General features: G+C 41.6%; 5 protein-coding genes. 2 read left to right on the top strand and 3 right to left on the bottom strand.

Annotation, left to right across the window (positions count from 1 at the left end; genetic code table 11):
* Together QZZ43_RS19485 and QZZ43_RS19490 are read left to right on the top strand one after the other, a co-directional pair.
* The coding region (locus tag QZZ43_RS19485; RefSeq protein ID WP_291862854.1) for a hypothetical protein at positions 1-191 on the top strand (191 nt) is incomplete at its 5' end.
* 365 nt (positions 192-556) lie between these two features.
* The gene (locus QZZ43_RS19490; RefSeq protein WP_291862857.1) at positions 557-4,603 is read left to right on the top strand and encodes a two-component regulator propeller domain-containing protein; all 4,047 of its coding nucleotides are present in this window, start codon (positions 557-559) and stop codon (positions 4,601-4,603) included.
* Between the two features lie 453 nt (positions 4,604-5,056).
* On the opposite strand, the gene QZZ43_RS19495 is transcribed toward QZZ43_RS19490, so the two are convergent.
* The 3 genes from QZZ43_RS19495 to QZZ43_RS19505 all read right to left on the bottom strand — a co-directional run bounded on the left by QZZ43_RS19495 (position 5,057) and on the right by QZZ43_RS19505 (position 6,922).
* Positions 5,057-5,185, bottom strand: a complete 129-nt coding sequence (locus tag QZZ43_RS19495) for a hypothetical protein (protein ID WP_291862860.1) — start codon at positions 5,183-5,185, stop codon at positions 5,057-5,059.
* Between the two features lie 138 nt (positions 5,186-5,323).
* On the bottom strand, positions 5,324-5,962 hold the full coding sequence (locus QZZ43_RS19500) for a hypothetical protein (protein ID WP_291862863.1): 639 nt from the start codon (positions 5,960-5,962) through the stop codon (positions 5,324-5,326).
* A gap of 12 nt (positions 5,963-5,974) precedes the next feature.
* Complete coding sequence (locus QZZ43_RS19505; protein WP_291862866.1) at positions 5,975-6,922, bottom strand: RHS repeat-associated core domain-containing protein; 948 nt, start codon at positions 6,920-6,922, stop codon at positions 5,975-5,977.
* Positions 6,923-7,103: the final 181 nt, after the last annotated feature.

The raw sequence follows: 7,103 nt of genomic DNA on the forward strand, positions 1-7,103 counted from the left end.
CTCCTATGTTTATAGCTTTCGCAAAACACCAAATATCGACGCTGAAGGTGTCGTATAATTTAATTGGGGGTCGTTTCTTACACATACATTACATCTATAAATATTTGACCCACTTCGGGGTCATGCCTTTGTTATTGAGGGAAATAGAATTTTCAGGGGCATGTCCTTTTATTGAAGAAAACGGAGCCTGAAGGGCTCCTATGTTTATAGCTTTCGCAAAACACCAAATATCGACGCTGAAGGTGTCGTAAAATTTAATTGGGGGGTCCATTCTCATTTAAAAATTACATCTATAAATATTTGACTCCCTTCGGGGTCATGCCTTTATTATTGAGGAAAATAGAGTTTTCGGGGTCATGTCCTTTTATTGAAGGGAACGGAGCCTGAAGGGCTCTTATGTTTATAGCTTTCGCAAAAATATAAAATATCGACGCTGAAGGTGTCGTATAATTTGGTGATTGTTTATTAACCGGTCGCAAAATTTGAAAAATATGACAAAATTCATGAAATAAAATAAAAAACATTTAATTTTGCAGCAACCCATTAATGCAAAGTTATGTACCCCAAAACCCCCATTGCTATTCTGTTGCTCCTTGTAGCACCCCTATTGTTGGCTGCCAATCCCCAATCTGTAAGGTTTAAAAACCTAAATGTGGAAGATGGACTTTCCAGTAACTGGGTGAAATGTTTCCTGGAAGACTCCCGCGGTATTCTGTGGATTGGCACAAGCGACGGCCTAAACAAATACAATGGCTATCAGTTTGAAACCTACAAATACAGCGGAGATTCCGCTGAAAGCCTCAATGACAACAACATCAATGTAATTTATGAGAATGAAGACAAGAACCTCTGGGTAGGAACCCATTCGGGAATAAACCTGTACCTTCGGGATAAAGACCGGTTTATAAGCATTCCGGATCTGCACAACTATGTTTCCGACATCTTTGAACTCCCCAATGGTGAATTTCTGATAGGCTCTCCCGGAGGACTTTACCTCCTCAACCCCAAATCATTATCCGTCCTACAGATCAACAAAAACCTGAAAATCGAAAAAATATCGGGAGACAGTCAGGGAAACATCTATATGGCCGGAGAAGATGGAGCATTTATGTTCAAAGTCCGGGAAATACCCAATGCACTGTTCCAAAAACCAACTGCTGAAAACACACTTCTCACCGATGGTTTCATCAATAGCATGCTGATTGACAGCCATGACCGAATCTGGCTGGGAACAACTTCCTCCGGTCTGGCAATGCTTGAACCTGATTCAACCCACACCAACTTTTCACTTAAGACATTTCATCATACCCCGAAGCAGCCGGGCTCCATCAGCAAAGGCGCCATACTCGCCATTGAAGAAGGGCCTGAAGGTAACATCTGGCTGGGACTGGAAAACGGAGGTTTAAACATACTGGAACCCCCATTCTCAAAGACCTCCTCTGGGCGTATTAAGCATTTCACCCATTCACCTGTAGATAAATATGCTCTCTCCTTCAATTCAATCCACTCCTTGTACAAAGACACCAAAGGAACCATCTGGATTGGATTATATTCCAACGGAATAAACTTTTACCACAAAAACCATTTTCGGTTCGGTCACTATTATTCTGTTCCCGGGGCAAAAAACACCCTCACCAGCAACTCAGTAAATACTTTTCTCGAACTGGAAGACGAAATTCTCATTGGTACTGAAAATGGGCTGAACACTCTGAACAAACACTCAGGAGAAATAAGCCTTTATTTTCCCCGGACAAAAAATCAGGAGCCTGAAATAGTCTGGTCACTTTTGCGCGACAAACGAGGTCGGATTTGGATTGGTACCTGGGACAACGGAATCATTGTGTACAATCCTGAGACCGGAGAAAAAAGGAACTTCAAGCACGATCCGAAGGATCCCAATTCATTAGGAAACAATCATGTTTTTGGAATAATTGAGGACAGTCATGGAACAATCTGGGTAGCCTCTCTCGGTGGTGGCTTGAACCGATATAATCCGGACAAACAGAACTTCAAAAGATACATGTTTGGCAACCCGGTGAACAGCATAAGCAACAACTGGGTGGTGACACTCCTGGAAAGCAGCAGCGGAGAAATATGGATTTCCACCACCCGGGGGCTCAATGTGTTTAATCAGGAGACAGGGAGATTTCACACTTTCGTTCATGAAAAACACAATCCCGGCAGTATCAGTTCCGACAATGCGATTTGTCTCTTTGAAGACAGCAAAGAAAACATTTGGATTGGCACAAAAAACGGCTTGAATCTTTTCGTAAGGAAAGACTCCTCATTTATCAAATACGGAATTCAGAACGGCCTTCCCGACAACACCATCAATGCCATTCTGGAAGACACATCAGGTAATTTGTGGATATCATCCAAAAAAGGACTTTCCCGCATCGTTAACGGAACTTCCGGTCCTAAAAGCCCGGTCATTCAGAATTTTAACATTCACGACGGTCTTCAGGGGCTGGAATTCAACAGGCGTTCGGCCCTCAAAACCGATGATGGCCGACTTTTCTTCGGCGGAATGAACGGCTTCAACGTCTTTGACCCCGGAAGCCTCAAAACTGAAACCCGGTATCCTTCTGTTGCCTTCTGCAACTTTTTGCTCTTCAATAAACCGGCGGCAATTGGGACCCCCGAAGCACCCCTCATGAAACACATTAACGAATGCCGAAGCGTAGAATTAAAACATGACCAATCGGTTTTCACCATCAAATTTGCAGCACCCGAATATTTGCATCCTCAAAAAGTAAAATATGCTTACAAACTGGAAGGCTTTGACCGTCAATGGATAGACGCCGCCCAGAGTCGTTCTGCTACTTACACCAATCTGAACGCGGGCCAATACACATTTCTTGTATCCGCAACCACCGGCACCACACACAACTATGCTACAGCAGAATCTGTCAGCATTACCATACTTCCACCATGGTGGCTTTCACCTCCTGCAAAAATCGGATACATTATCCTGATTCTTTTGACCCTCTATTTCTTCAGACGGTACACCATCATCTCAGTAAATATGAAGAATAAACTGTGGCTCGACCATCTGCAAAAAGAAAAAGAAGAGGAACTTACACAGATGAAGTTGCAGTTTTTTACCAATATTTCGCACGAACTGCGCACACCCCTTACCATAATCCTCAATCCCCTGAACAAATTGAGAAAGAAATGGGAAAACACCCAGGAACTTGAAGTCATCCACCACAATTTTCTAAAGATCAACAGGCTGGTGGATCAGGTCCTGAACTTCCGGCGCATCGAAAACGGGGCTATGCCCATCAGTAAAACACCGTTTGACCTTATCCGGTCGGTAAAAGAAATTTCCGAAAACTTTGCCTATCAGGCCCGAACAAAAAAAATAAACCTCTTTTTACAAACAACCCACTCCAGGCTCTTGATAATTCACGACCAGGAAAAAATTGACCTCATCCTCACAAATCTGATTTCAAATGCACTGAAATTCACTCCGGCAAACGGTGAAATTTTTATTGAAACCGGGCTGAATGACCAAACCCTGTTTCTAAAAATATCGGATACAGGAAGCGGAATTCCGACACAGGAGGTCGAAAAAATATTTGACCGTTTCTATACCCAGGGTGGAACCAATATTGGCAGTGGAATAGGACTGAACCTGGTGAAGCGGGTTACCGATCTGCTGAACGGCACCATTTCGGTGGACTCAAAACCAAACCAGGGGACTACCTTTACCGTTCATTTTCCCGTCAGGGAGAAAGAGATTCTGGAAGTAACGCCCGGCTCTTCCCTAAATCTGATTTCTAAAATTACAACCCTTGGATCGCCCACATCAAAACGATTATCTTCCCCTTCCGAAAATATCACCATAATGGTAGTGGACGATCATCCCGAGATTTGCGAAACCATCCGGGAGAGTCTTACAAATTATTTTTATGTGGCGACAGAAACCGATGCGGAAGCAGGGTTGAAACAAGTAAAAACCATTATTCCCGACCTGGTAATCAGCGATGTGATGATGCCTGGCATTAATGGTTTTGAATTGTGCGAAAAAATAAAAACAGACCTCCGCACATCGCATATCCCGGTGATTCTACTTACAGCCGACACTTCGCGAACAGGACGTATGGAAGGGTTTGAAAACGGAGCCGATGACTACATCTGCAAACCTTTTGATGAAGATATACTGATTACCAGAATCCGAAACCTCATTAAACAGCGGGAACGCCTGAAACACCAGCTAATCAGGCAGGACCTGACCATTAACCCCGACAGCCAGATAAGGAAAACAGAACGGGAATTTCTTCAGCAAATGCTGGACATCATAAAGGAGCATTTCGAAGACCCGGAATTCAATGCCAATGCGGTGATTGAACAATCGGGCATGAGCCGCAGTGTATTTTACAAAAAATTCAAGGCGGTGTCCAACCAATCGGTCAGTGAACTGATTAAACAAAACCGGCTGAAACATGCGAGTCGCCTGCTAACCGAGGGCAACCAAACCATTAGCGAAGTGGCATATCTCTGTGGTTTTAGCGATCCCTCCTATTTTTGCAGGGTGTTTAAGGAGGAATTTCAGGTCACACCGGGGGAGTTTGTGAGTGAACAAACAGCGGGAGCATGAGATCTGGCGATGTTCTTCGGGATGCGATGCTATAAAAGTAAGCTACTGAAAAAGAAGACATCAATACCGGATCAAAACAACTTGATGACGGAGAGGGCATTCCTTACAATAAAGTAAAGAATAAAGTCGATCAATTACTTGGACGATTATGACACAATATGCCATTTTTTGGTCTCCCTTAGCAGAAAGGACATATCTAAAAACCCTTTCTCAGATTCTTGAAAAATGGACAATTAAAGAAGCTGAGGACTTCGAATCCAAGGCTAACAGCCTCTTAAACAGGCTTCAAACACAAAAAATCTTTGCCCACCTTCGTTCAGGAATAAAACCCTGAGGCGTTGTGTTATCACATCACAAACATCTGTGGTGTATCAAATAAAAGATAAGTATATTGAAATTGTAGCTTTCTTTGATAACAGAAGTAATCAGCAATATTAAACATATCTTATTCCATCAATGGTTGTCCCCGCCCACAGCCATCTCTTTATTGGCTCCGTCCTGGCGGATTTGCAATCCGACAGCCAAAACAACTTCCACTCGTCGAAGTTTCTTTGCAGGCAAAGCGGCATAGCGGAGCGGCATCTACTTCGAATCAAATCTGTAGTTTGCAACTACAACCGAAAGAAGTAGTCTGCAGACTACAAGCGCTAAACGACGAAGTTGCAAACTTCGCCTAGCGGTGGTTCTAAACGACGAAGTTGCGGACTTAGCCGAGCAGAGTTAAAAAGCATTTTTATCAACAACCTCACCGTTTTTTATAATAAACACACACTCCAAATCCTTATATTCAAAGTACAAAGTTCCAGAATACCAGTCTGCAAGCACCTGTTCGCATTTTGCATTTTCAGCTAATAGTAAACCCGCTGAAACCTTCGCCTCTTTATCTTTTGTAACTTCATAAATTATAGGTAGATATTTTTTAACAAGTTTTCTTTTAAACTTTTTATTTAAAAAGTCCTTTAACTCATAATTCATAAAACTTTTATTACTATCTACTTTATATAATTCTTGAAGCATTATCTCAGGAATCCCCTCTTTCTTCAAACTATCCAAATTAGATGAAGTAATCCAATACCTCTTCAAGTAACAACATTCTCTTATTTCGTTCAAATATAATTTTTCCGATTTTAATTGCCAGGTTGCTTGATAACCTCTATAACATCCAGAACAGGGCGTGTAATAATTCCTAACAAAAGAATCTATTCTTGTTTTAACAGTAGGATTTTTTACTTCCTCAAGAGGATAGTTAAACAAAAAAACGGTATCTCCCTCAATGATTATAAAATCAGGCAGCTGTCTAGTTCCAAATACATTGGACACAATCAACAACAGTAAACTAACAAAAAATATCTTCTTCATAACCTGAAAAGTTTAGCGTTTTCTATTTTTTCTGTTTTGCCTTCTAATACGCCTTGGATTTTTTATCCTTCCTTCTGATTTGTTTTTTCTTTTTTGCTCTTTATAGCGAGTATATTGCATTCTGTCAACAGTTTCATAGTAGGTTTGCCTCAATCTTGCCCGCTTTCCAAATACAAAAAACTTATTAACATCAAATGAAATATATTTTTCAACTCTAGTGGCCCTTTTTTCATGCTCTGTTCCAAACCACCTATAATTATCAGTTCCTGGTAGAAACAAATCATCATCTGGCTTAGGCATAAGTCCTCTATTAAAATCATAAACATGTCTTAACTCATGTCCCAATCCTGCTATTAAACCTGATTCAAAATCGGAATCTAAATTGAAGTTTATGGTTGTACCCACTCCCACGCCCAATTGAGCTCCTGGGTGAACATATTCTTTGTTCACTTTTCCCCACGCTGTAATTTCCTCTGCGGAGGGAGGTACAGTTTTTGCATTATAGTTGCCGTCTTCATCAAAACCATAAACAATCTTAGGTTCTGGTCGAGGTATGCGAACTCTTACATTAGAAGCTACATAACAATATCTATCTTTACTGAAAGTATTTACATGCTCACTAGTCAGAGCTTTAAATAAATAATATCTAAATGTTTTAGAAACGATAGCACCTAATGCCATTCGGCCAACTAATCTTAGGTTATAAGAGAACCCATTACCTTTCGCAAAACGAATTTTGTCTCCAAATGGGTCAATATTTAATATTGGATTTCCATCCATCGAAACATACGGGCTCTGCCAGGGGAATACTTTCGGGTCGGGGGTGAGCCAGCGGCCTATGCGGGGGTCGAGGGCTCTGAAATATGTGGTGTAGCCTGCGCCGCCTGACATTTCGGGATCGCGCTCGCAGCCCTGATAGCCGTAACGGTATAGCTCGGAACTGAATGTGCGGCCGGGCATATCTCCCTATTAATTGTTCTTTGTAACTGTCCTAAGCATTTCCCAAAAGGGATTTCATCCCTTAAACCCTGAATTACTTTTTTTGTCTTGACACAAAAAAAGTAATCAAAAAAAAGTCAAGACTTAGGCAGCTTTCGCTCTAAAAACTACGGTTCTTTTATCGTAATCGTCAAAACTCATC

Source organism: Marinilabilia sp. (assembly GCF_016278715.1).
In the GTDB taxonomy this organism is placed as follows: Bacteria; Bacteroidota; Bacteroidia; order Bacteroidales; family Marinilabiliaceae; genus Marinilabilia.

Coding starts and splice junctions, on each gene's coding strand:
- QZZ43_RS19490 (WP_291862857.1), top strand. CDS start 557: ATGTACCCCAAAACCCCCATTGCTATTCTGTTGCTCCTTGTAGCACCC.
- QZZ43_RS19495 (WP_291862860.1), bottom strand. CDS start 5,185: ATGCCGCTCCGCTATGCCGCTTTGCCTGCAAAGAAACTTCGACGAGTG.
- QZZ43_RS19500 (WP_291862863.1), bottom strand. CDS start 5,962: ATGAAGAAGATATTTTTTGTTAGTTTACTGTTGTTGATTGTGTCCAAT.
- QZZ43_RS19505 (WP_291862866.1), bottom strand. CDS start 6,922: ATGCCCGGCCGCACATTCAGTTCCGAGCTATACCGTTACGGCTATCAG.